The 23,025-nt window shown below is 53.3% G+C and carries 22 protein-coding genes; 19 read left to right on the top strand and 3 right to left on the bottom strand.

The window, feature by feature from the left end:
• The first annotated feature begins 186 nt into the window (after nt 1-186).
• From MNO13_RS03405 to MNO13_RS03385, 5 genes are read left to right on the top strand one after another with little or no spacing between them, the layout of a single operon-like run.
• Nucleotides 187-1,362 carry a Gfo/Idh/MocA family protein gene (locus tag MNO13_RS03405; RefSeq protein ID WP_241939531.1) on the top strand — a complete coding sequence of 392 codons (1,176 nt, stop codon included), beginning with the start codon at nt 187-189 and terminating at the stop codon, nt 1,360-1,362.
• A 2-nt stretch (nt 1,363-1,364) separates the two neighbouring features.
• Nucleotides 1,365-2,435, top strand: coding sequence for a Gfo/Idh/MocA family protein (locus MNO13_RS03400; RefSeq protein WP_232886388.1), 1,071 nt, complete (start codon nt 1,365-1,367; stop codon nt 2,433-2,435).
• The gene (locus MNO13_RS03395) at nt 2,435-3,457 is read left to right on the top strand and encodes a Gfo/Idh/MocA family protein (RefSeq protein ID WP_121815738.1); all 1,023 of its coding nucleotides are present in this window, start codon (nt 2,435-2,437) and stop codon (nt 3,455-3,457) included. Before MNO13_RS03400 ends, MNO13_RS03395 begins: the two co-directional genes overlap by 1 nt.
• A 39-nt stretch (nt 3,458-3,496) precedes the next feature.
• The gene (locus MNO13_RS03390; protein ID WP_064543452.1) at nt 3,497-5,038 is read left to right on the top strand and encodes an MFS transporter; all 1,542 of its coding nucleotides are present in this window, start codon (nt 3,497-3,499) and stop codon (nt 5,036-5,038) included.
• 12 nt (nt 5,039-5,050) lie between these two features.
• Nucleotides 5,051-6,136, top strand: coding sequence for a cellulase family glycosylhydrolase (locus MNO13_RS03385; RefSeq protein WP_237931444.1), 1,086 nt, complete (start codon nt 5,051-5,053; stop codon nt 6,134-6,136).
• Nucleotides 6,137-6,214: 78 nt separating this feature from the next.
• Here the strand turns inward: MNO13_RS03385 and MNO13_RS03380 are convergent, their stop codons facing one another.
• Nucleotides 6,215-7,246 (bottom strand): LacI family DNA-binding transcriptional regulator, encoded by a 1,032-nt coding sequence (locus tag MNO13_RS03380; protein ID WP_064543448.1) that lies wholly within the window; start codon nt 7,244-7,246, stop codon nt 6,215-6,217.
• A 198-nt stretch (nt 7,247-7,444) separates the two neighbouring features.
• Between MNO13_RS03380 and MNO13_RS03375 the strand changes: the two genes are divergently transcribed.
• From MNO13_RS03375 to MNO13_RS03355, 5 genes are read left to right on the top strand one after another with little or no spacing between them, the layout of a single operon-like run.
• Nucleotides 7,445-9,193 carry a class I mannose-6-phosphate isomerase gene (locus tag MNO13_RS03375; protein ID WP_064543446.1) on the top strand — a complete coding sequence of 583 codons (1,749 nt, stop codon included), beginning with the start codon at nt 7,445-7,447 and terminating at the stop codon, nt 9,191-9,193.
• Nucleotides 9,194-9,197: 4 nt separating this feature from the next.
• Nucleotides 9,198-9,626: a PTS sugar transporter subunit IIA gene (locus MNO13_RS03370; protein ID WP_064543444.1), complete on the top strand. Its 429-nt coding sequence runs from the start codon at nt 9,198-9,200 to the stop codon at nt 9,624-9,626.
• A 9-nt stretch (nt 9,627-9,635) separates the two neighbouring features.
• Nucleotides 9,636-10,130, top strand: coding sequence for a PTS sugar transporter subunit IIB (locus tag MNO13_RS03365; protein WP_064543442.1), 495 nt, complete (start codon nt 9,636-9,638; stop codon nt 10,128-10,130).
• A 12-nt stretch (nt 10,131-10,142) separates the two neighbouring features.
• Complete coding sequence (locus tag MNO13_RS03360; RefSeq protein ID WP_064513773.1) at nt 10,143-10,940, top strand: PTS mannose/fructose/sorbose/N-acetylgalactosamine transporter subunit IIC; 798 nt, start codon at nt 10,143-10,145, stop codon at nt 10,938-10,940.
• Entirely contained in the window at nt 10,940-11,755 is an 816-nt protein-coding gene (locus tag MNO13_RS03355; RefSeq protein WP_064543441.1) for a PTS system mannose/fructose/sorbose family transporter subunit IID, read from the top strand. The genes MNO13_RS03360 and MNO13_RS03355 overlap by 1 nt, the downstream gene beginning before the upstream one ends.
• An 81-nt stretch (nt 11,756-11,836) precedes the next feature.
• Here MNO13_RS03355 and MNO13_RS03350 read toward each other — a convergent pair whose 3' ends face one another.
• Nucleotides 11,837-12,619: a glucose-6-phosphate isomerase family protein gene (locus MNO13_RS03350; RefSeq protein ID WP_241939530.1), complete on the bottom strand. Its 783-nt coding sequence runs from the start codon at nt 12,617-12,619 to the stop codon at nt 11,837-11,839.
• A complete protein-coding gene (locus MNO13_RS03345) occupies nt 12,612-13,175 on the bottom strand; it encodes a glucose-6-phosphate isomerase family protein (protein WP_064543439.1) in 564 nt (187 codons plus the stop codon). The genes MNO13_RS03350 and MNO13_RS03345 overlap by 8 nt, the downstream gene beginning before the upstream one ends.
• A gap of 211 nt (nt 13,176-13,386) precedes the next feature.
• Between MNO13_RS03345 and MNO13_RS03340 the strand changes: the two genes are divergently transcribed.
• The 9 genes from MNO13_RS03340 (at nt 13,387) to MNO13_RS03300 (ending at nt 22,981) form a co-directional block, all read left to right on the top strand.
• Complete coding sequence (locus MNO13_RS03340; protein WP_241939529.1) at nt 13,387-14,118, top strand: FadR/GntR family transcriptional regulator; 732 nt, start codon at nt 13,387-13,389, stop codon at nt 14,116-14,118.
• A 97-nt stretch (nt 14,119-14,215) separates the two neighbouring features.
• Nucleotides 14,216-15,118, top strand: coding sequence for a 2-dehydro-3-deoxygalactonokinase (locus MNO13_RS03335; RefSeq protein ID WP_241939528.1), 903 nt, complete (start codon nt 14,216-14,218; stop codon nt 15,116-15,118).
• On the top strand, nt 15,115-15,762 hold the full coding sequence (locus MNO13_RS03330; protein ID WP_241939527.1) for a 2-dehydro-3-deoxy-6-phosphogalactonate aldolase: 648 nt from the start codon (nt 15,115-15,117) through the stop codon (nt 15,760-15,762). Before MNO13_RS03335 ends, MNO13_RS03330 begins: the two co-directional genes overlap by 4 nt.
• 3 nt (nt 15,763-15,765) lie before the next feature.
• On the top strand, nt 15,766-16,635 hold the full coding sequence (locus tag MNO13_RS03325; protein ID WP_241939526.1) for an SMP-30/gluconolactonase/LRE family protein: 870 nt from the start codon (nt 15,766-15,768) through the stop codon (nt 16,633-16,635).
• Nucleotides 16,636-16,661: 26 nt separating this feature from the next.
• Nucleotides 16,662-18,086 carry a sugar porter family MFS transporter gene (locus MNO13_RS03320; RefSeq protein ID WP_241939525.1) on the top strand — a complete coding sequence of 475 codons (1,425 nt, stop codon included), beginning with the start codon at nt 16,662-16,664 and terminating at the stop codon, nt 18,084-18,086.
• Nucleotides 18,087-18,139: 53 nt separating this feature from the next.
• A complete protein-coding gene (locus MNO13_RS03315) occupies nt 18,140-19,540 on the top strand; it encodes an MFS transporter (RefSeq protein WP_241939524.1) in 1,401 nt (466 codons plus the stop codon).
• Nucleotides 19,541-19,562: 22 nt separating this feature from the next.
• A complete protein-coding gene (gene ilvD, locus MNO13_RS03310; RefSeq protein ID WP_241940040.1) occupies nt 19,563-21,269 on the top strand; it encodes a dihydroxy-acid dehydratase in 1,707 nt (568 codons plus the stop codon).
• On the top strand, nt 21,269-22,174 hold the full coding sequence (locus tag MNO13_RS03305) for a dihydrodipicolinate synthase family protein (RefSeq protein WP_064543426.1): 906 nt from the start codon (nt 21,269-21,271) through the stop codon (nt 22,172-22,174). The genes ilvD and MNO13_RS03305 overlap by 1 nt, the downstream gene beginning before the upstream one ends.
• A gap of 24 nt (nt 22,175-22,198) precedes the next feature.
• Nucleotides 22,199-22,981: an SDR family NAD(P)-dependent oxidoreductase gene (locus tag MNO13_RS03300; protein ID WP_241939523.1), complete on the top strand. Its 783-nt coding sequence runs from the start codon at nt 22,199-22,201 to the stop codon at nt 22,979-22,981.
• The last annotated feature ends 44 nt before the right edge of the window (nt 22,982-23,025 follow it).

Here is a 23,025-nt window from a genome sequence, read left to right as displayed (position 1 = left end):
TCTTTATAATCCAGAGCATTTCACTTTCTGCTTGCCCGTAATATTTTCGTCGTGCAATTCCTGTCATAAATAGCTGTTGTGTGCAAAAAAAACCATAACTATGCTCTCAAAAAATGATTCTTGTTGAAAATAAACAGTAACTTTTATTGTCTGTATCAAACGCTACCCTTGATAAGAGAGAGCATAATGCAAAGAATCGCAATTATCGGAACCGGTAATATTTCCCACAGTCACATCCAAAGTTATCTTGAATTTCCTGATCGTTGCCAGATTGTCGCGCTGGTAGATATCTACCCAGAAAAAGCTGAAGAAAAGAAAAAACATTACGGATTAACAGCCGCAAAAGTTTACAACAACCACCAGGATATTCTTAATGATCCCACCATTGATGTGTTCGATATCTGTACCCCGCCTTATGTTCACGCCGCTATTTCTATTGATGCGCTGAATGCGGGAAAACACGTCCTGTGTGAAAAACCGATGGCTGCTTCACTTCAGGAATGCGACGCGATGATCAACGCCGCCGTGGCGAGCGGTAAAACGCTGTCTATCATTGCCCAAAACCGTTTTACCGATGCCTTCTGGCGTTTGAAAAAAGTGCTCGAAAGTGACCAAATCGGCAAAGTTTGCCACGCGCAGGTGGATTCATTCTGGTGGCGTGGCCACTCCTATTACGACCTGTGGTGGCGCGGCACATGGGAAAAAGAAGGCGGTGGTTGCACGCTCAACCATGCGGTACACCATATTGATGCCATTCAGTGGATGCTGGGCTTCCCGACTGAAGTGGTTGCGGTCACCACCAACGTCTCCCATGACAACGCCGAAGTGGAAGACCTCAGTGCGGCAATTTTCAAATATGGCAATGGTGCACTCACGCAACTGACCTCCTCCGTGGTGCATCACGGCGAAGATCAGAAGATTGTGATTCAGGGTGAAAAAGCACGTATTTCCGCACCATGGGATAAATTCGCCAGCATCGCCGCCGCCAACGGTTTCCCGCTTGAAGAGCGTAATACCCCGCTGGAAAACCAGCTTGAAGATAGCTACCAGTCGGTGCCGCGCCTGGCCTGGACACTGCACACCGGGCAAATCGATAACTTCCTGCACGCGCTACACACTGGCACCGCCCCGTTAGTTGATGGGCCGCAAGGCAAGCGTTCGCTGGAACTCATCACCGCAATCTATAAATCCGCCATCACCCGCAGCTTTGTCTCATTGCCGATCGCGGCCAGTGACCCGTATTACCTGACTGGCGGCCTGGTCAACCAGGCTCCCCACTTCTTTGAAAAATCGTCCTCGGTGGAAAATTTTGCCGAACAAGGCGCCATCCCGCTGGGCAAAAATATGGATCAAGGAGCATAAGCATGAGTCTCAACGACGGTATGAATTACGCGCCAACAGGCAAACCGCAGCCAGTCGTGCAACCGGGTGATTTCGTTTTTGCCGCCGCCGCACTCGATCACGGCCATATCTACGGCATGTCCAACGGCCTGATTGAAGCGGGTGCCACGCTTAAATGGGTTTACGACCCTGACCCGCAGAAAGTGGAACAGTTTGTTAAGCAATATCCGCAGGTCAACGTTGCACCATCACTTGAAGTGATTCTTGGCGATGACAGTGTGAACCTGGTTGCCGGAGCAGCGATACCAGAGGAGCGTTGTGCACTTGGCCTGAAGGTGATGGATGCCGGAAAGGACTATTTCACCGATAAAGCGCCGCTGACAACCCTTGCACAACTTGCCACAGCCAAAGAAAAAGTGGCGGAAACCGGATGCAAATATGCAGTGTATTACAGCGAACGTTTGCACGTTGAAAGCGCAGTTTTTGCCGGGCAACTGGTGCGCGAGGGTGCCATTGGCCGGGTTATTCAAACCCTGGGAACCGGGCCGCATCGCGAAGGGCAGGGCCGCCCGGACTGGTTCTACGTTAAGAAGCGTTTCGGCGGCATTCTCTGCGATATTGGCAGCCATCAAATCGAACAGTTCCTGTTTTATACCGGCAACCACGACGCGCAAGTTGTGGCAGCACAAACCAGTAATTTTACCCATCCTCAATACCCAGAATTTGAAGATTTCGGCGACGCCATGCTCAAGGGCGAAAACGGAGCCAGCGGCTATTTTCGCTGCGACTGGTTTACGCCAGAAGGTCTAAGTTCCTGGGGCGACGGGCGTCTTACCCTGCTCGGGACTGACGGCTATATCGAAATCCGCAAATACGTCGACATCACCCGCCAGCAACAAGACGTGGTGTATCTGGTAAATCAAGAGGGTGAATTCCGCTATCCGGTGGCCGGAAAAGTCGGCTTCCCGTTCTTCGGTGAGCTGATTCTGGATTGTTTGAATCGCACCGAAAATGCGATGACACAGGAACATGCGTTCAAAGCGGCTGAATTGTGTGTCCGCGCCCAAATGCTGGCCAATGGAGTGGAAGAATGATGAAAGCGATTCAAGCTGCGGTTGTCGGGTGTGGCGCAATCCACACCTTGCACGTGGAGGCCATTCAGTCCAACCCAGCCTGCCAATTACGGGCCATTGTCGAAACCGACCCCGTAAAAGGCCAGGCACTCGCCGAACGCTACGGTTGCCGCTATTACGCAGATTACTGTGAGATGCTGCTCGATAACGAGATTGATGTGGTGCATATCTGCACCCCGCACGCCGCGCATAAAGAGATGATTACCAAAGCGCTCATCGCCGGAAAACATGTGTTCACCGAAAAACCGGTGGCGCTCAATCCCGCCGAAGTCAAAGACATCAAAAATACGCTGGCGATTACGACCTCACAGCTTGGCGTTTGCTACCAAAATCGCCTGAACCCCAGCAGCCAGAAGATTAAAGCGTTACTAGAAGAGAACCACTACGGAAAAATTCTGAGTATTAAAGCAGTGTTGACCTGGAGCCGTTCGCTCGATTATTACGCGCAGAGCCCTTGGCGCGGGAGTTGGGCCAGCGAAGGCGGTAGCCTGCTGATCAACCAGGCGATTCATACGCTGGATTTAATGCAGTGGTTTGCCGGGGGCGTGGACGCAATAAAAGGTGTGGTGGAAAGCAGTTTTCTGAGCCACGCCACACAAGCTGAAGACACGGCAATGGCCAATATGGAACTGGCAAACGGGGCGCGTGGGATTTTTTATGCAACCAACTGCCATACCACCGACTCGCCGCTGCTTTTAGAGATCCACTGCGAAAACGGTTTACTGCAACTGCATCACAATAATTTGTGGTGCATTTCAGATGAAGGTAAAGAACTGCTGGCCAGTGATGAATCCCCCAATGCCGCGCAAAAATGTTATTGGGGCAGCAGCCACCAGTTAGCAATTAATAATTTTTATCACTCATTGTCAGAAACAAATGCCCGTAATTACGTCGATATTCACCAGGCAGAAATATCGCTACGGATGGTAGAGGCTATTTATCAATCTTCGATAACCAGGAACTGGATAGAGATTTCAGAATAAACACACTTTCCTTTTGCCCTACAAAAATGGAATAACAATATGAAACCTACTGAACGCAGAGTTGGCTACGGAACAGCCATAGGATATGGTGTTACCGATTTATTTGGCGGCGGAGCTTTTGCCATTATTGGCACATGGTTATTATTTTTCTACACCACCTATTGTGGATTATCAGTACTGGAAGCCGGTTCGATATTTGCTATTGCCCGTGTTATTGACGCCGTATTAAGCCCGATTATGGGTTATATCACCGATAACTTCGCCAATACCTGGCTGGGTAAACGTTTCGGTCGCCGTCGCTTCTTTTTACTGCTCAGCGCCCCACTGATGTTCTTATACGCCCTGCTGTGGGTAACAGATATGGGCTATTGGTATTATCTCGGTACCTATCTTTCCATTGAACTGCTGTCAGCAATGGTGCTGGTGCCGTGGGAAACATTGGCCGCAGAAATGACTAACCGCTATGCCGAACGCGCCCGTTTATCGGGTGTGCGAATGATCTGCTCACAACTCGGTGGTTTTCTGGCAGTTTCAGTGCCGGGCGTGATTATGCAGTTCACCGGCAAAGATAACCCGATGACTTATACCTACACCGGCCTGTTGTTCTCGGCTATTTTCTGCATCGCCGTCTTCACTACCTGGATGTGCACCTGGGAAGCGAAAGATGTGCGCGAAGAGTTTGAACCCGAAGCGGAAGGCGCAAATAGCGGCAATCTCTGGCATCATTTAAAGAGCCTGGTTTTAGACCTTCTCTCCTCATTTAAAATTAAAATGTTCCGCCAGCACATTATTATCTATATTGCCTCATTTACGGCGATGGATGTCTTTGGTTCAGTATTTACCTATTACGTGGTTTACGGTTTGCATCAGGATACGGCTGCGGTTTCAGGTTATTTAAGCGTTGCCGCATTTGTTTCTGTTCCGGGAACATTTGTCTTTATGATGCTCCTTAGCAAATTTGACTTCTCACCGTCCGCTGCTCTGCGTTTATCTTATGGCTGTATTTTCTCGGTATTAGCCTTCTTATTTTATGCCTATATCACCAACCTGAATGTCTCGTTCATGGTGTTCTCAGCAGTATTTGTGGTATTGGGTATTTCGCGTGCGGGTCTTTATTTTATCCCATGGAACATTTACAGCTTCATTCCCGATATTGATGAAATTGTCACCAAAAAACGCCGCGAGGGAATATTTGCCGGTGTCATGGTATTAACCCGCAAAAGTACCGTGGCGATAGCCATCATGTTGATTGGTGTGGTGTTGGAAGAGAACGGTTTTGTTAAAGGCCAGGGCGAGCAACCTATTCAAGCCTTGCACGCCATTGTTGGGCTAATGATCTTTGCCACCGCAGCCTTACTGGCTATCAGCTTCTATATGACGTTCAAATTCAAGTTAACGCGTGAATCCCACAAGACGCTAATCAAAGAAGTGGCGCGCCTGAAACTGGGCGGCAATCTGGAAGATTGCGACATGGAAACCCGCAAAGTCATCAAAGATCTTACCGGTTATGAATATGACAAAGTCTGGGGCAATACGCCGGGGCGTAAAACCACCGCAACTTTAACCCCAGATGCACCGTAAAGGAGCCGACACATGCGTACCCAATGGAGCAAACAACAAGCCGCAGAATGGCACAAAAATCAGGGCTGGATCTGTGGCTTTAACTACCTGCCCCGCAGTGCCGTGAACTGGACAGAACTGTGGCAACGCGAAACTTTTGACGCCGAAACCATCGACCAGGAACTGGGTTGGGCGCAGGAGATTGGCTATAACCAACTGCGCATCAATCTGCCGTTTATTGTCTGGCAGAACGACCGCGACGGGCTGCTGGAGCGTATCGAACAGTTTCTGGCGATAGCCGATAGCCACAGCATAAAAGTGATGCTGACATTAATGGATGACTGTGCGTTTTCCGGGGACGAACCATTTTTAGGGCCACAAAAAGCACCGGTTCCCGGCAAACATAACAGCCAGGCGGCAGCCAGCCCTGGGCGAGAAATTGTCTGCAACCGCGAGATGTGGCCGCAGCTTGAGCGCTACGTGCGAGACATTGTGCGCCATTTCAGAAGCGATTCGCGCATCGCTATCTGGGATTTGTACAACGAGCCAGGCAACCGTGGCACGTTTACCAGCGGGCTTGAGGAAATACAGTTCGATGAAAAACTGGAACATTTTGCGCTGGAGCTGCTGCATAAAGTTTTCGCCTGGGCGCGTGACGAAGATCCTGCGCAACCGCTGACTGTTGGCGCATGGCATATTTCGCAGGATCCCGATCAACCGCTAACGGAGTATTTCGCGCATCCAATCGACGTTGCCGCCGCCAGGCTTTCGGACGTGGTGAGTTTCCACGCATATCTTGCAACGCCGAAAATGCTGCAAGTATTGCGCTTCTGGCATACGTTCGAGCGCCCGCTGTTATGCACTGAATGGCTGGCGCGCCACGTCGGTTGCGTTATGGAGGAGCAACTGCCGCTGTTTGCCGCCCTGAACGTCGGTTGTTACCAGTGGGGGCTGGTACGCGGCAAAACGCAAACCACCCTCCCCTGGCCGTCAGTACGCAAAAGCGGCGTGGATTATGCGCAATTATGGTTCCACGATGTGCTCGACGAATACGGCATTCCCTTCCGCCAGCGCGAAATGGAATTGGTGCGCCGTTTAACTCATTCATACCCTAAATAATTCGAGTTGCAGGAAGGCGACCAGGCCGTAAGTTCCCAGGAGCATAGCTAACTATGTGACTGGGACGCGCGGGTGCAGTCAACGCACCTGCGGCTTGAAGTATGACGGGTAACCACATGACTCCCGCACCACCAGCGTGGGCGGGAGAATAATCCGTTTTGGCGGCTCGTCGTTGCCCTGAATGCGGCTAAACAACAACTCTCCGGCTTTGCGGCCAATCTCTTTGGCTGCCACCGAAACGGTGGTCAATGCAGGCTGCACTAACGACGCTTCGGTAATATCGTCAAACCCCACCAGCGCGAAATCCACACCGGTCTGACGCCCCATTTTGCGCAGCGTCTGCATCACGCCCAATGCCACAATATCCTGATAACACACCGCTGCCGTAATTTCCGGGTAACGGCGGAACAACTCCTCGGCCACCCGCGCCCCATCACTTTGGCTGGCAAGCGATGAAACCACCCATTCGCTTTTCGGCTGTATTCGATGCTCCAGCAATTTGCTGCTGTAACCACCGATACGCTGCGCCCGGCTGATAGAGTTTTCACTGCCGCCGATAAACGCAATATTGCGATGCCCCATACGCAGCAAATGTTGTGTTGCCAGTTGGGTGCCAAGGAAGTTGTCGGTGCCGACAAAATCGAAATCCACGTCATCCATCGGGCGCACCACCATAATCGCCGGAATATTGCGCCGCTTCAGGGTTTCAAAAAACAGCGGAGGCGTTTCCCGCGCCGCGCACAACACCATGCCGCAGGCGTTATTGCGCATCAGAGAATCAACGAACTTTTGCTGACGCTCGCCAGATTCCTCACTGTTTGCCAGAAACAGCAGCAAGTCATGGCGTTCCATTTCCTGGCTAAGTCCCGCCGTCATTTCACCGTAAAAAGGGTTGGTGATGTCGTGCAATAACAGCCCCACCTGGTTGCTGGTGCGGTTGCGTAAATTCGCTGCTGTCTGGTTGTACACGTAGCCCAAATCATCCAGAGCTTTGAGCACGCGTTGGCGAGTAGCGTCAGAAATGCGGCCACGATTGCGCAGCACCATCGAAACGGTTGCGGTGGAAACTTCCGCTTGTTTTGCCACCTGGGCAAGGGTAACGGTGCTCATCGGCACTCCTCGGAATTACGTAATTCCCAATAGATTAATCGAATAACCAAAAATTTGCTTATCCACGTGTGAATGCCATCACAGATAACCCAACTTTAGGCAACATCTTAGCAAAAGTGACAGGTTAATCGCGTTTACCACTCTGTTCAAAGACGGTTAATCGATTAATCTTAATCTATCAGAAACAGGGAGAAAACTATGTATCCGGCATCTTATGACAAGTATCCCGAAGTCCGCGTTTCGGGATTTGACCATCAAGCCTGGCAGGGATGGTCTGCCATCAAACATGCAGTAAGCGAGAAACTGACACGCTCAGCGAAAACCGTGCTGGTGATTGACTGCTATCCCGGCGTTGAACTCGACACGCTCCACGCACAATTGATTAGCCAACTGAACCCGCAATGCGTGATTAACGCGGAATCTGCGCGCATCAGTGAACAACATCTGCATGATTTACTGGCCTATAACCTGACGGATGACCGCGTATTCGGCGTACTTTCTTGCCACCAGTTACCTGAGTTTTTCTGCCCCGACAAACTGGCACAAGCGCAGCGTGAAGTCGCTGACATCACATCAGGCCTGGTGGTGGTTTACGGCCCAGGAGCCGCACTAATTCATAGCGGTGATGTGCTGGTGTATGCGGATCTGGCGCGCTGGGAAATCCAGCAGCGTTTTCGCCGTGGCGAACTCGGCAACTGGGGTGCGAATAACACCGATGAAGATATTCTGCGCCGTTACAAGCGTGCCTTTTTCATTGAATGGCGCGTGTTTGACCGCCATAAAACACCGTTGCTGAAGCGTGCGGATTTCCTGCTCGATACCAATAACGCCGAACAACCGGCGATGGTCAGCGGCGAAGCGCTGCGCTGCGCGCTGCAACAAACCACGCAACAACCGTTCCGCGTGGTGCCATTCTTCGACCCAGGCGTCTGGGGCGGGCAATGGATGAAAGATAAATTCGATCTCGATCCCTCAAAGCCAAATTACGCATGGTGTTTTGACTGTGTGCCCGAGGAGAACAGCCTGTTACTGCGTTTTGGTGATGTGCGGATCGAGATCCCCTCTCAGGATCTGGTGTTGCTTTACCCGCGTCCGCTGCTTGGCGAGCGCGTCCATGCCCGTTTTGGTGCGGAGTTCCCGATCCGTTTCGATTTCCTCGATACCATCGGCGGGCAGAATTTAAGCTTCCAGGTTCATCCGGTAACCGAATATATCCAGCAGCATTTCGGCATGCACTACACCCAGGATGAGAGCTATTACATGCTGGAAGCCGAACCGGGTGCCGAAGTGTATCTGGGGACCAAAACAGGTATCAGTCCACAAGAAATGCTCGACGATCTCGCGGCCGCCCAACGTGGCGAAAAAGCGTTTGATGACGAGAAATTTGTGAATCGTTTTCCGGCGCGTAAACACGATCACTTCCTGATCCCGGCAGGTACCGTGCACTGTTCCGGATCCGGCGCGATGGTGCTGGAAATCAGCGCCACGCCGTACATTTTCACCTTCAAATTGTGGGACTGGGGGCGTTTGGGTCTGGATGGCCTGCCGCGCCCGGTGCATCTGGAACACGGCGCACAAGTGATTGACTGGCAACGCGATACGCAATGGGTGTCCGAACATCTGGTCAACCATTTTGAGTCGATTGCCGCAGGCGATGGCTGGAGTGAAGAACGCACCGGCCTGCATGAACGTGAATTTATCGAAACCCGTCGCCACTGGTTTACTCAACCGGTCACCCACCACACCCACGGCGGCGTCAACGTATTGAATCTGGTTGAAGGCGATGCCGCTCTGGTTGAAAGCCCGCACGGCGCATTCGAACCCTTTGTGGTGCATTACGCCGAAACCTTCATTGTGCCGGCGGCTGTCGGCGAATATCGCATTTCCCCATACGGTTGTGCTGCGGGTCAGCAACTCGCCACCATGAAAGCCTGGGTAAGAGGATAACAAGATGATCAACGTGATTCTGGCAACACATGGCTCGCTTGCCGAAGCATTACTGGCTGGCGGCAAAATGGTCTACGGCGAACTGCCGCATGTTTTCCCCGTAATGCTGACGGAAAACAAGGGCATCAATAGTTTTGGCGATGAGTTTGCCGAAGTGCTGAAACAGGCCGGTAAAGGTGCTGACGGCGTGCTGGTGTTATGCGATTTGCAAAGCGGCACGCCGTGGAATATCGCCTGCCATCATGCATTCGACCCGCAAACGCAGCCACCTATGGCGGTGTTAGGCGGGGTGAATTTCCCGATGGTATTGCTGAGCGATGAAATAAAAGACCTGACCGATGTCGCACAGGCGGCAGAGGTTTTACTGGCAGAAACACACGACACGCTGGTTCAGGCGCAACTGACTGAAACCACACAATCTGATGATTTCTAAGGGGCAACGATGAGTATTTCTTTTGTGCGCATTGACGATCGAGTGATCCACGGCCAGCTGATCACCCGCTGGGCAAAAGAGTTGCCGTGCGATGGGATCGTCGCCATTGATGATGCCGTTGCCGCCGATCCGCTGTTGTCATCGGTGATGAAAGGCGCTGTGCAGGACACCAAAGTCTGGCTGTTTGATACCGCCACCGCGATTGAAAAACTGCCAAAGATCATCGCCAGTGAGAAGCACTATTTTGTGATTGGTAAATCTCCGGTAACGCTAAAACGCATTGAGGAAGCGGGTATCAGCCTGCAAAACAGCAATAAGAAAATCAACGTTGGCCCGATGAGCGCGCGAGCCACCACCACCACCATTGGCCCGAATCAATCTGTGAACCCCGAAGAGATAGCGGCGTTCGACTATCTGCTGCTGCGCGGGCATCAGATTGAATTTCGACTGGTACCTGATGCCAGCAGTTACAGCTGGCAGGATGCTCGACAAAAACTCAAATAAAGGAGTGCATTTATGGCTTTCGAAGCAGCTCTAATCGGCATTCTCTGTTACCTCGGTGCACTTAGCAGCCCATGGCTGCTGGGGTTGACCGGCGGCTGGTATTTAATTACCCGCCCACTGGTTTCAGGGATGCTGGTAGGTTTTATTCTCGGCGATGTGCAAACCGGGATTATCATCGGCGTGGCGGTTCAGGCCGTGTATATCGCGATGGTCACTCCCGGCGGTTCGATGCCTGCGGATCTCAACTTTGTTGCTTTCCCGGCAATCGCACTCGGCATTCTTTCCAATAAAGGCCCGGAAGTAGCTGTGGCGCTGGCTGCGACCATCGGCATTGCGGGTACGGTGTTGTTTAACGCCATGATGGTGCTCAATTCCTGGTGGAACCACCGCGCGGATATTGCGCTGGAGAAAGGCGACGAGCGCGGCGTGTATCTCAACAGTGCTATCTGGCCGCAAGCCACCAATTTCCTGATGCGTTTTATTCCGACGTTTATCGCAGTCTATTTCGGCGCGCAGTACATCAACGCCTTTATGGACAGCCTGCCGCACATCGTTCTTTCCACCATGAACGTGTTGGGCGGGATTCTGCCTGCGGTAGGTATCGCGATTTTACTTAAGCAAATTATCAAGAATTACAGCATGTTGATTTACTTTCTGGTGGGGTTTATCTGCATTGTTTTCCTGAAGCTAAACATGGTGGCGCTGGTGATTGTCGGCGCGTTGCTGGCACTGATTCACTACAACTACAAACCTGAGCCGCAGGCTGAACGCACAGCCTCCACGCCCGCTGATGATGAGGATGAATTCTGATGGAAGAACGTAAACTCACTCGCCAGGATTTGCGCCGTTGCTGGCGCAGTTGGATGATGTACAACCTTTCGTCCATGAGCTTTGAGCGCCTTGAGTCATTCGGCTTTTGTTTGAGTATGTTGCCGGTGGCGAAAAAGCTCTATCCCGATGACGAACAACGCAAAGAGATGCTCAAACGCCATGCGTCGTTCTACAACACCGAGCCGCAGCTGGGGGCGATTGTCAACGGCATGGTGCTGGGTCTTGAGGAGAAACGCGCCAACGGCGAGCCGATAGACGGCGAAACCATCAACACGCTGAAAGTGGGCCTGATGGGGCCAGTGGCGGGGATTGGTGATTCGATGATACCGGGCATGCTGATCCCGATTCTGCTCAGTATCGGTATGGCGCTGGCGGCGGGCGGCAACATTCTCGGGCCACTGTTTTATTGCGTGGCGTGGCTGGCGATTATTATTCCCGGCTCGTGGTTCCTGTTCCTGAAAGGCTACCGCATGGGGTCAACCTCGGTTGAGATGCTGGTAAGCAGCAAATCGACGCGCCTGCGTGAAGCGCTATCGTTATTAGGCGTGTTCGTGATGGGCGGCGTGGCGGCAAGTTACGTGAAACTCGGCACTGGGCTGGAGTTTGTCACCAAAGATGGCGTGAATATCCATGTGCAGCAGATGCTGGACGGAATTTTCCCTAATCTGCTGCCGCTGTTGGTGGTGATTGGCACCTGGTATTTGATGGCGAAACGCGGTGTGTCACCGGTGAAAGCAATGTTGTTGTTATTGGTGTTGGCGGCGGCGGGTGTGGCGGTGGGGCTGTTCTCGTAAAACATGGTGGATGACGCTGCGCTTATCCCCCCTACGACACCAAACTCGTAGGTCGGGTAAGCGCAGCGTCACCCGACTTTTTTAAGGATGGAACCCCACCCACTTCCCGCTCACCATTCCTGGCTTTGAAATAAACTGAAAACGCGCCGGATCATCAATAAATTGTTGATACAGCGGCGCATCGGTAATCCCAAACTCGATATATTGGCGTGGCGAGGTCACCTGTAAACGCCCCGGCATATAACGGCGATTATGCTGCCAGGCAATATGCTCATCTTGCAAAAGCGGATACCACGCCAGCCCCTTGTATGCCCGCACCGCATCGTATTCGAAACCATATTCCCGGTCGCACCAGGCACCAAACGTCAGCGGTTCATCCGGCGAGGCAGAAATCGTCGCGTGTGCCCAACCCGGTGGCACCAGCACTTTCTCACCAGGCCCCGCGCAAACCGCAAAACAGCGCCCTGGGTCGTCAGCTACATATTCCTGCATGTAGATAATCGCTTTACCCTGCCAGATTTCATACAGCTCAGGCGGCGACCAACCGCTGTGTTCACTGATGCGGTGAATATGTCCCTGGCTGCGAATCGGCTCATCGCCCAGGCGGCCAGAAGCGTAAGTCACCACGCCAAACAGCAGCATGCGTTTTTTAAGCTCATCGGTGTCCTGCAAACGCGCCACATCCATCACGATGGCATACACGTCTTCCGGGCCATTGCATGCCGGATCGCGCAACGAGGCGCGGATCTGATCGAGTTTACGGATCTCCGGTACGGGGCCAATCACCTCTTCGCCATAGCTAAAGCCCATCGGCTGGTGGTGGATCGCCATATCCAGCCCAAAATTCAGGTGCTGTTCAGCCATTTTGCACCTCTTTGCCGTGAATTTTTCCGCCTTGCAACACCACGCGCAGCGCAAAGCCTTGTGCCAGCGCCGCGTAATCATGCCCGGCGATAGTTGGCCAAACGGCAAGTGCGGAGAGAACTTCAGTTCCGGTGTTAATCAAACGGTGCGCTGTCGCACCTGGAATAATATGCACTGAACCAGGCGAAACCTGCTCAAAGCGCGCTTTTCCCTGCTCATCTTGCAGCAGCAATAAGCCCGTTCCGCGCAGGCCAAAATAGACTTCGCCCTGTTCGCGCCGCTGATGGAAATGCCCGCGCGTCATGTAAAACTCGTCGCCGATTCGCCCCGGATTCAGGTGCGTGGTGCCAGCATAAAGCTCACCTTCGCCCTGCGGAGATTTCAGCATTTCGACCTGATAGATTGCCGTTTCCGGCGGCAATGCTCGCCAGGCGTCGGTATCGTAAAAAACGCCAGCCAGATCGCCGCTACGGGTAACCTTAGTGATGAGATCTTCAGCCGTAAAATGGCCGTTGTGGAATGCCACGCAAGGCGGCATGTTGACAGAAATGTTCATTTTGTTTCTCCGGCCCAAGGAGAACTGCTTAATCAGCATAGCAAGGTTAATCGATTAACCCTAAGCCCAGGCCGGAGAATGTCGATCTGCGTCGCGTTAATTCATTACGGAGCCATGCTCTCTTATCTTTTAAGTACATACAGTGCGATCAAAGTGCGATTAGCTTATTATGTCGCTCATTTCCAGGTTCAGACTTGATCGAGAAAGTGTAATGAAACTCCCACAGGCCAGCATTTCAGAATCCGTCACCCAGCATCTTGCGCGGCGAATTATGCACGGCGATCTTGCGCCAGGACTGTCATTGCCTGGCGAGAACGAATTAGCCGTTGAATACGAAGTCTCCCGGACTTCAGTGCGTAACGCACTTCAGGTATTAGCTGCCAAGGGGCTTATCTCGATTCAGGCCAAGAAACGCAGCACGGTGAATAGCCGCGAACTGTGGAGCCTGTTGGATATTGATGTGTTGGGCTGGCTGGCTGAAGGTGAACTTGACCTTAAACTGGTTGAGCAACTGATTGTGACGCGCCTGATTTTCGAGCCTAATGTGGCAACGCTTGCGGCGTTAAACGCCAACGGACACGATCTGGCGGCGATGGAAGATGCACTCCAGTTAATGCGCAATGGCCAACTCGAAGCACAAAGATCGTTATTCGAAGAAGGCGATATGGCGTTCCACCATGCGTTATTACGCGCCACGCATAATCCCTTTCTTTTAGCCCTTGGCAACGCGCTTTCCGCCGCCATGGCGCTCTCCTTTAAGCAAACGCTGGAAAAAGATGTGCGCCAGACCAAAGCCGCCGTCGACGAACACTACCTGCTATTCGATGCTATCCGCCTGAAAGAATTCGATAAAGCCCGCCTGCAAATGCGTAATATTTTGCTCAATGCCGCTAAAAAACGCATCTGGCAGGATCGACCGGAAATGTTCGACCACATTATTTGATCCTCATCTGACGTAATTTCGATCTCCCTCACACACTGTGGGTGCTTTTTGTTCTAGCATTCTTGTATTACAAGATTGCATGGTTTGTATTACTTGAATGAAAACTCACTGGATTGCCATCGACTGGGGAACCACCAACTTCCGTGCATTTTTAATGTCCGGTTCGCAACCTGTTTCCCGAATTAGCCAGTCTTGCGGGTTGTTATCCGTTGAAAAGGGGCAATTTGCCTCGACGCTGCAAACGTTGCTGCACGCGTGGTTAGAAGAGCTCGGCAACCTGCCGATTGTGATGGCGGGAATGGTTGGTTCGCAGCAAGGCTGGCATGAAGTGCCTTATGCACCGCTCCCCTGTCTTGCCGAAGATCTGGCTGCTCGTACGCTGGCTTTCACCACCGACTGGGGCAGCCCGGCGTGGATTATTCCCGGCGCGAACGGCAACAGTCGGTTCTCTCAGCCAGACGTAATGCGCGGTGAAGAAGTACAACTATTAGGCCTGGCGTTGCTGCATCCTGCCAGCCAGCACACCGCCTTGTTGCCCGGCACGCACAGCAAACATGCGCAAATGGTGAATGGTGAAATTACCTCGTTCGCCACCTTTATGAGCGGCGAAATATTCTCGCTGCTCAGTCAGCATTCCATTCTCGGGCGTGCGCTGCCAGAACAGCAGGAAGATACAGACGCTTTCTTGTCAGGTGTGAAAGCCGCCCGGCAAGGCGCGCCATTTACCCACTTAATCTTCTCAGCCCGCACCCGCCGCCTGGCCGGCGAAATTGCTGAAACTGGTGTTCACAGCTATTTGTCCGGCTTAACCATTGGCTACGAATTGCAGGCCGTACCCGCCGGGCAACAGGCGTGGCTGGTCGGCAGCCCGTCACTAACCGCCCGCTATCAGCTTGCCGCAGGCGAGTTGGGCCTGAACCTCTCCGCAATTAACGGCGATGACTGTTTTATTCATGGCCTGTGGCACCTCTTTACCCAGCTTCAAGGAAACCCATCATGAGCCCGGAAAATTTCATTGCCCAATGGCAACAAGAGCCGTTACCGCTGGTCGCCATTTTGCGCGGCATCACGCCTGAAGATGCCGTCGAAGCGGCAGAAATCCTGCTCGAGTGCGGTTTTCACTATCTTGAAGTGCCGCTGAATAGCCCGTCACCGCTGGAGTCGATTGCTTTGATGCGCAGCGTGGTGGGCGAGCGTGGCTATGTGGGTGCCGGAACGGTGCTGACAGTTGAACAAGTTGATGCGGTAGCCGAATGCGGCGGGCAACTGATTATTTCCCCAAGTTGCTGCCCTGAAGTGATTCGCCGCACGCGCCTGCTCAAGTTGATCAGCATGCCGGGGATCATGACGCCCAGCGAGGCGTTCATCGCGATCGGCGCCGGAGCCAGCGCACTGAAGTTGTTCCCGGCGGAGCATGTCAGCCCGGTCGTCACCAAAGCTTTCCGCGCGGTGGTTCCACGCAGTGTCGCCATGCTGCCGGTTGGCGGTATCCAGCCAGACGCCGCACAAATGCGCAGTTACATCCAGGCAGGCGCTAACGGTTTTGGTCTTGGCGGCGGTTTGTATCAGGCCGGTTTGAGCATGCCGACCCTTCGTGAACGTGCCCAGGCTTATCAACACGCCTGGCGCCAGTGCGCGGGCTAAATCATGAATCAAGGTATCGGCGGCAATATCGAGGCTATCGGTGAATATCGTGCGCAGTTGGGTGAAACGCCGGTGTGGTGTCGCCGGAGCGGTTCGCTGTTGTGGGTCGATATCTTGCAAAATCGCCTGTTGCGTTACTGGCCGAATCAAGCCGGAAGCGTTGATGTTCGCCCGATGCCGGTTTTCACCAGCGCGGTGCTGCTGACCTCTGAGCCAGAGATTTTCCTGGTGGTCAGCCAGAGTGGTATCTCGCTGTACAACTACCAAAACCAACAGTCGAGTGCGGTTTGTGCGTGGCCGAATGAGGCCCACGGAACACGCCCAAATGAAGCCGCCATTGCGCCTGATGGTTCGCTGTGGTTTAGCACCATGGACCCAACCGCTCAGAAGGCGATTGGCAGCTGGTATCGAGTCTGCGCGGATTCCCCCACGCCTCAGCATTTGCTGGGCGGTTTGGTAGTCCCGAATACCCTGCAATGGATCGGCGAAAACGTCTGGTTTGCCGATTCGTTACGTCACCGTTTTTACCGTGCGACGTCGCAGCCACACGGGCTGCACATCGAACAGGAATACCAGGTCAACGGCATTCCCGATGGCTCGACGCTGACCGACGATGGCGAACTGATTAACGCTTGCTGGGGAAGTTCCTGCCTGGCGCGCTACCGAATAGACAATCTCCAACTGGTTGAATCTGGCCGCATAGCCTTGCCCGTCAGCCAGCCCAGCAGTTGCACGTTCGGTGGCCCAAATTTATCCGATCTTTACATCACTTCTGCACGAGATGGACTTGCCCGACCCGTCGCCCTGGATGGCGCGGTTTTAAAAATAACAACAACAATTGCAGGCACACCCGCCCGCAAATTCAGGATCTAAAAATCCATAACTTTGAGGCGTTATTAATGAATACGATCTCTTCCCCTACACAGACTAATCGGCAGACTTTACTGGTCTGCTTCCTTGCCGCACTCGCCGGGCTGCTATTTGGCCTCGATATGGGCGTCATCGCCGGCGCACTGCCGTTTATCGCTAGCGAATTTAATCTCAGCAGCCATCACCAGGAAATTGTCGTCAGTATCATGATGTTAGGTGCGGCGCTCGGCGCACTGTGCAGCGGCCCGATGTCATCAACCCTTGGGCGCAAGAAAAGCCTGTTGCTCGGTGCAGTGCTGTTTATCGTCGGTTCTCTGGGTTGTGCCGTCGCGCACAGCATGGAAGTGCTCGCGGTATCGCGCTTTATTCTCGGCCTGGCCGTGGGCGTTGCATCGTTTACCGCGCCGCTGTATCTGTCTGAAATCGCACCGGAACGTATTCGTGGCAGCATGATTTCTCTTTATCAGTTGATGATTACGATCGGCATTCTGGCGGCGTTTTTGTCTGATGCGGCATTGAGCGAAGGCGGCCACTGGCGCTGGATGCTGGGCGTTATTACATTCCCGGCGATCATCCTGTTTGTCGGCGTGCTGACACTGCCCGAAAGCCCGCGCTGGCTGGCAATGAAAAACAAGCATGAACTGGCTGGAAAAGTGCTGAAGCTGCTGCGTAACTCCGATAAAGAAGCGCAGGACGAGCTGAATCAAATTCGCGAAAGCGTGAAGATGAAGCAACGCGGTTTGCAGCTTTTCTTGCACAACCCACACTTCCGCCGTTCCACTTATCTCGGTGTACTACTCCAGTTTATGCAGCAATTCACCGGTATGACGGTGATCATGTACTACGCCCCGAAGATCTTTGAGATCGCCGGTTTTGCCACCACCCGCGAACAAATGTGGGGCACGGTAATTGCAGGCTTAACCAACGTGCTGGCAACGTTCATCGCGATTGCTCTGGTTGACCGTTGGGGACGCAAACCTATCCTGAAACTGGGCTTCTCAGGCATGGCCATCTGCATGGGCATTCTCGGTTATATGTTCCATAGCGGTATTTCTAACCCGACCGAGCAATATACCGCCGTTATCGTGTTGCTGGTTTTCATCACCGGTTTTGCGATGAGTGCTGGCCCGTTGATTTGGGTGCTGTGTTCGGAGATCCAACCGCTCGCCGGGCGCGATTTTGGCGTCACCTGTTCCACGATGGCGAACTGGATCGCCAATATGATCATCGGTGCTACTTTCCTGACGCTGATCGACACCATCGGCAGCCCGAATACCTTCTGGCTGTATGGCGCGCTGAACGTGGTGTGTATTGTGCTGACCCTTCTGTTCATTCCTGAAACCAAAAATATTTCTCTGGAACATATCGAACGCAACTTAATGCGCGGTAATGCGCTGCGCCATATCGGCCAGCCGCAACAGAGCAAGACCAGTAACCCAATCACCACCGAATAAAACAACAACAGGCCTGAGCTCAGAATTCAGGCCCCCTACCTCTGGAGATGACAATGAGTAACATAATCGAGAGTACATCAGCGAATGCGGCCGCTGAATCGCGGGTTTACAGCAAGATAACCCGGCGACTGATTCCGTTTTTGATTTTGTGTTATTTCTTCGCCTATCTGGACCGCGTTAACGTCGGCTTCGCCAAACTGCATATGCAGGATGCGCTGAATTTCAGTGACACGGTGTATGGCCTGGGTGCCGGTATTTTCTTTATCGGCTACTTCCTGTTTGAGATGCCAAGCAACTTGCTGATGCAGAAGTTTGGGCCACGTTTCTGGATTGCCCGCATTATGGCAACCTGGGCGGTGCTCTCAGCAGGCATGATGTTCGTCACCACGCCGACCCAATTCTACGTGGTGCGGTTTTTACTCGGCGTGGCCGAAGCAGGTTTCTTCCCTGGCATCGTGTTTTATCTCACGCTGTGGTTCCCGTCGTGGCGTTCTGCGCGCACCCTGGGGCTGTTTATTCTGGTCACCCCACTTTCAACGATTATCGGTAGCCCGCTGTCCGGACTGATCCTCAAACTTTTTGAAGGCGTTGGCAGCCTGCATAACTGGCAATGGCTGTTTTTGGTTGAAGCGATCCCCTCTTTCCTGCTCGCTTTTGTGGTGCTGCGTTATCTCGATAACGACGTGAAGTCAGCGAAATGGCTGAGCGATGCCGAAAAGCAGGTGGTCATTAACGATCTGGCAAAAGATGAAGCCAACCGCGCTCTGCTCAATAAAGGCAAAGTGGATAGCAGCCTGAAAGGGATGCTGAAAAACGGTTATGTCTGGCTGCTGGCACTGGTGTTTTTCAGCTTCAACATCGGCTATTACGGCATCAACTTCTGGCTGCCTTCGATCATCAAAAGCTCCGGCGTGAATGACGATTTGTATATCGGCCTGCTGGCGGCGCTGCCGTATGTCTTCGGCGCGGCATTTATGGTGTGGAACAGCCGCCACTCTGACCTCAAGCAAGAGCGCCGCTGGCATATCGCCATCCCTGCGCTGGTTGGCTGTATCGGCCTGACGTTAAGCGCGTATTGCAGCGGCTCTACCTTCTGGATGATGGCGTGGATTTGCGTGGCGATGTCCGGCACCCTGGCGCTAATTCCAACCTATATCAGTCTGCCTGGCGCGCTGTTGTCTGGCACTGCCGCCGCTGCGGGTATCGCTTTCGTGAACTCGATTGGCAACCTGGCCGGTTTCTTCGGCCCGACTGTGCTGGGCTGGCTGAAAGATACCACCGGGCGTACAGATATCGGCTTATACATTCTGGCGGGTTTCCTGCTGCTTTGTGTGCCGCTCATCCTGCTTTTGCCTGCACGCCTGGCAAACCCTAAAAAAGTGATAGTTCAACCTGAACAAAGCGGTGTGCAGCCTAATGCTGCCCATCAAATCAATGCGGCACCTCGTCGTTAACGAACAAAAAGAGATGGTGAATATGAGCGGATGTGGCGGATGTGCCAGCTGTGGCACGCATTTCAACCCGATCCTCGAAGGTGATGATGGCGCATTGAAACGTGCGCTATACAAATCCATGGGGCATACCGATGAGCAACTGCGCAAACCGGTAATCGCCGTGGTGAACAGTTATACCAATGCTACGGCGGGCCATGCCAACCTGAATGAGCTGACGGCAAAAGTGCTGGAAGGCATCGACGAAGCCGGTGGCGTGGGCATGGTGTTTGGCACCATCGCGCCGTGTGACGGTATCGCCGAAGGGCATTTGGGGATGCGTTATATCCTCGCCGCCCGCGAAGTGATTACCGCGTCTATCGAAGTGATGATGCGCGCTCACCGTTTTGACGGCATGGTGCTGCTTGGCTCATGCGACAAAATCGTTCCGGCGATGTTAATGGCGGCGGCGCGTTTAGATATACCGGCGATTATGGTTAACGGCGGGCCAATGTATCCGGCTGAATACAAAGGTAAACACTGGGATGGCAATATCGTCACTGAAGCCATCGGCTGGAAGATGCGCGGTGAAATCAGCGAAGAAGAGTTTGCCCATATCGAGAATATTGCCGAGCCGGGCCCTGGCTCCTGCACCATGTACGGCACCGCGAATACCATGTGCTGCATTGGTGAAGTATTGGGTATGAGTTTGCCGGGCAGCAGTACGCTGCCTGCGGTGTCGCAAGAACGCCGCGATTGCGCCGTAGAAACCGGGCGTCAGGCGGTGGAACTGGTGCTCAATGGCGTGAATGCGCGCCAGATTATTACCGCGCAATCCATTCATAACGCGATGGTTTATTTGCTGGCAACCGGCGGTTCAACCAATGCAATTTTGCATCTACAAGCCATTTATTACGAAGCCGAGCTAGGCCATCTGCCGCTGTCCGCTTTTGATGAGCTCAGCCACCGTGTGCCGCTGGTCGCCTCGCTGTATCCGGCATCCGAGCACGACATGATCGACTTCTGGGAAGCCGGTGGTGTGCAGGCGGTAGAAGTTGAAATCAGCAAACTGATGCACCTGGATGCGCTGACAGTTGCCGGTAAAACTAAAGCCCAGTTGCTTGCCGACACTAAACGCAGTTGCCGCCCGGAAGTGATTCACACGCTGGCTATTCCGGTGCGTAACGAAGCGGGTGTCGCCGTGCTGCATGGCAACCTTTCGCCGCTGGGTTGCGTAGTCAAACCGGCTGCCGTTCCGGAAAACCTGATGGTGTTCCGTGGCCCTGCGGTGGTGTTCAACAGCGAGCAGGAATCCGTAGAAGCGATTATGTCCGGCCAGATTCAGCCCGGCAGCGTGCTGGTGCTGCGCTACGAAGGCCCGAAAGGCGGACCGGGGATGCCGGAAATGTATAAGCCGATGAAATCGCTGGAAGGCATGGGGCTTTCTGATACTTGCGCGTTGATTACCGACGGGCGTTTTTCTGGCTCCAACCGTGGGCTGTTCGTCGGCCATATCTCGCCGGAAGCGGTAGATGGCGGTGAGTTAGGGCTGGTGGAAAACGGCGATGAAATCTCAATTGATATTCCATCACGCTTGCTGACGCTGCATGTGGCGGAAGAAGTGCTGGCAACACGCCGTGAAAACTGGCAGCCGGTAAACAAAGAAGTGCCTCGCGGCTTCTTACGTTTGTATCGCCGCTGGGCGCTGCCTGCCGCGCAAGGCGCGGTGCTGGCTGACCGGGAGGACGACTGATGACTAAGCACTATACGGCGCAAGACATCGGTGGCGTGAATCCCATTACCGCGATGCCGTTTACGCCTGCGGGTGAAATTGACGAACACAGTTTTGTGCGCCTGCTGGAGCATCTTTCCACCAGCGGAGCGCAAGGCACCACGCTGTTTGGCATCGCCAGTGAATTCCCGAAATTGCACGATCAGGAACGCGATCGGCTGGCACAAATGTTTGTCTCGACGCTGGCAGGAAGCCCGCTTTATCGGGCGATGTCGGTGACCGATCACAGCACTGAGCTGGCGATAAAACGTGCGCGTGACTACGCCAAATTAGGTGTGGATGCGCTGATGCTACTGCCACCGTTCTTCCTTAGCCCTAATCCACAGGCCATTCAGGAACATATTTTTGCCGTGCTGGAAGCGGTGGATATTCCGGTCATGGTTCAGTACGCGCCGGGTGAAACCGGCCTACCGATTACGCCGGAACAACTGGCAACTGTCGCGGCTCGTTATCCGCATGCGGTATTCAAAATCGAGTGTAACCCGCCCGTAGACTACACCCGCGAGTTTCTGAAACTGGCACCACAGGCCAGCGTGCTGAACGGTTATGCCGGGCTGTATATGCTGCAAATGCTGGCGGCAGGCGGAAAAGGTGTGATGCCGGGTTGTTCGTTTACCGAGGTTTATGTGCGGATTTACCAGCACTGGCAACGGGGCGAAACGGCGCAAGCCGAGGCGTTACATCAGGCGTTGTTGCCGTATATCCAGCGCTGGATGACGCACTGCGAATACATCATTCAGGTTGAGAAAACCCTGCTGCAACGACGTGGGATTATTGCCAGCGATTATTGCCGCAAGCCGGGCTGGCAGCTTTCTACGGAAGACCATCAGACCCTTGATCGCTTCCTGAACGAATTCCAACTCTAAGCTTAGCTTTTTGAGGTTAACGAAATGAGCAGTCAAAAATCAGCACGCGTTGTGATTGTTACCGGAACCAGCCAGGGTATCGGCCAGGCCATTGCACAGACCTTTCTGAGCAATGGCGATATTGTTATCGGTTGTGCTTTTTCAGCGCAGGAAAGAGCGCCAAATGCCCAAAAGATGCTGGCTGAATATCCCGAACGCTATTTCTATTTTTCCGTCGACGTGACCAAAACGGAGTCTATTAAGCAATTCGTTATTGATGCCGAAAAGCTGTTCGGCCGCATTGATGTGGTGGTGTCTAACGCCGGTAAAAACGTCTTTAAAGGGATCGATTGTGAAGAGAGCGATTGGGCGCATAACTTCGATCTGAATTTGCGGTCGCACTGGTATCTGGCGAAATGCGCCCGCCCGGCGCTGCAAAAAAGCAAAGGGACGATCCTGGTGATCACCTCGAATCATGCGTTTTCAACCATGCCTGGCTGCGCGCCGTATAACATCAGCAAGCGCGCCCTGCTTTCACTGGTGCAAAGCCTGACTATCGAATGGGGGCCAGAAATTCGCACCGTGGGTATCGCGCCTGGTTTTATCGACACCGACGGCAATCAGGTCTGGTTTGACTCGCATGCCGATGGCAAAGCCGCCCGCGACAAAACTATTCGCAAACACCCGGTAGGCCGCATTGGGCGTGCCGAGGAAGTCGGCGATTTGTGCCTGTTCTTATCCAGCGATAAAGCCGGGTTTATTGCCGGAACGACAATTGTGATGGATGGCGGGCGCAGTGCGATTATGCAGGATGAGGACGACGCGTAAGGAAAAAGGGGAGCAAATGCTCCCCCGAAACTGATGACAAACGT

Source organism: Buttiauxella ferragutiae, from assembly GCF_022637515.1.
Lineage (GTDB): Bacteria > Pseudomonadota > Gammaproteobacteria > Enterobacterales > Enterobacteriaceae > Buttiauxella > Buttiauxella ferragutiae.
Note: the sequence above shows the minus strand (reverse complement) of the source record. Positions and strands in the feature narration are given on the sequence as shown.

Coding starts and splice junctions, on each gene's coding strand:
- MNO13_RS03405 (WP_241939531.1), top strand. CDS start 187: ATGCAAAGAATCGCAATTATCGGAACCGGTAATATTTCCCACAGTCAC.
- MNO13_RS03400 (WP_232886388.1), top strand. CDS start 1,365: ATGAGTCTCAACGACGGTATGAATTACGCGCCAACAGGCAAACCGCAG.
- MNO13_RS03395 (WP_121815738.1), top strand. CDS start 2,435: ATGAAAGCGATTCAAGCTGCGGTTGTCGGGTGTGGCGCAATCCACACC.
- MNO13_RS03390 (WP_064543452.1), top strand. CDS start 3,497: ATGAAACCTACTGAACGCAGAGTTGGCTACGGAACAGCCATAGGATAT.
- MNO13_RS03385 (WP_237931444.1), top strand. CDS start 5,051: ATGCGTACCCAATGGAGCAAACAACAAGCCGCAGAATGGCACAAAAAT.
- MNO13_RS03380 (WP_064543448.1), bottom strand. CDS start 7,246: ATGAGCACCGTTACCCTTGCCCAGGTGGCAAAACAAGCGGAAGTTTCC.
- MNO13_RS03375 (WP_064543446.1), top strand. CDS start 7,445: ATGTATCCGGCATCTTATGACAAGTATCCCGAAGTCCGCGTTTCGGGA.
- MNO13_RS03370 (WP_064543444.1), top strand. CDS start 9,198: ATGATCAACGTGATTCTGGCAACACATGGCTCGCTTGCCGAAGCATTA.
- MNO13_RS03365 (WP_064543442.1), top strand. CDS start 9,636: ATGAGTATTTCTTTTGTGCGCATTGACGATCGAGTGATCCACGGCCAG.
- MNO13_RS03360 (WP_064513773.1), top strand. CDS start 10,143: ATGGCTTTCGAAGCAGCTCTAATCGGCATTCTCTGTTACCTCGGTGCA.
- MNO13_RS03355 (WP_064543441.1), top strand. CDS start 10,940: ATGGAAGAACGTAAACTCACTCGCCAGGATTTGCGCCGTTGCTGGCGC.
- MNO13_RS03350 (WP_241939530.1), bottom strand. CDS start 12,619: ATGGCTGAACAGCACCTGAATTTTGGGCTGGATATGGCGATCCACCAC.
- MNO13_RS03345 (WP_064543439.1), bottom strand. CDS start 13,175: ATGAACATTTCTGTCAACATGCCGCCTTGCGTGGCATTCCACAACGGC.
- MNO13_RS03340 (WP_241939529.1), top strand. CDS start 13,387: ATGAAACTCCCACAGGCCAGCATTTCAGAATCCGTCACCCAGCATCTT.
- MNO13_RS03335 (WP_241939528.1), top strand. CDS start 14,216: ATGAAAACTCACTGGATTGCCATCGACTGGGGAACCACCAACTTCCGT.
- MNO13_RS03330 (WP_241939527.1), top strand. CDS start 15,115: ATGAGCCCGGAAAATTTCATTGCCCAATGGCAACAAGAGCCGTTACCG.
- MNO13_RS03325 (WP_241939526.1), top strand. CDS start 15,766: ATGAATCAAGGTATCGGCGGCAATATCGAGGCTATCGGTGAATATCGT.
- MNO13_RS03320 (WP_241939525.1), top strand. CDS start 16,662: ATGAATACGATCTCTTCCCCTACACAGACTAATCGGCAGACTTTACTG.
- MNO13_RS03315 (WP_241939524.1), top strand. CDS start 18,140: ATGAGTAACATAATCGAGAGTACATCAGCGAATGCGGCCGCTGAATCG.
- ilvD (WP_241940040.1), top strand. CDS start 19,563: ATGAGCGGATGTGGCGGATGTGCCAGCTGTGGCACGCATTTCAACCCG.
- MNO13_RS03305 (WP_064543426.1), top strand. CDS start 21,269: ATGACTAAGCACTATACGGCGCAAGACATCGGTGGCGTGAATCCCATT.
- MNO13_RS03300 (WP_241939523.1), top strand. CDS start 22,199: ATGAGCAGTCAAAAATCAGCACGCGTTGTGATTGTTACCGGAACCAGC.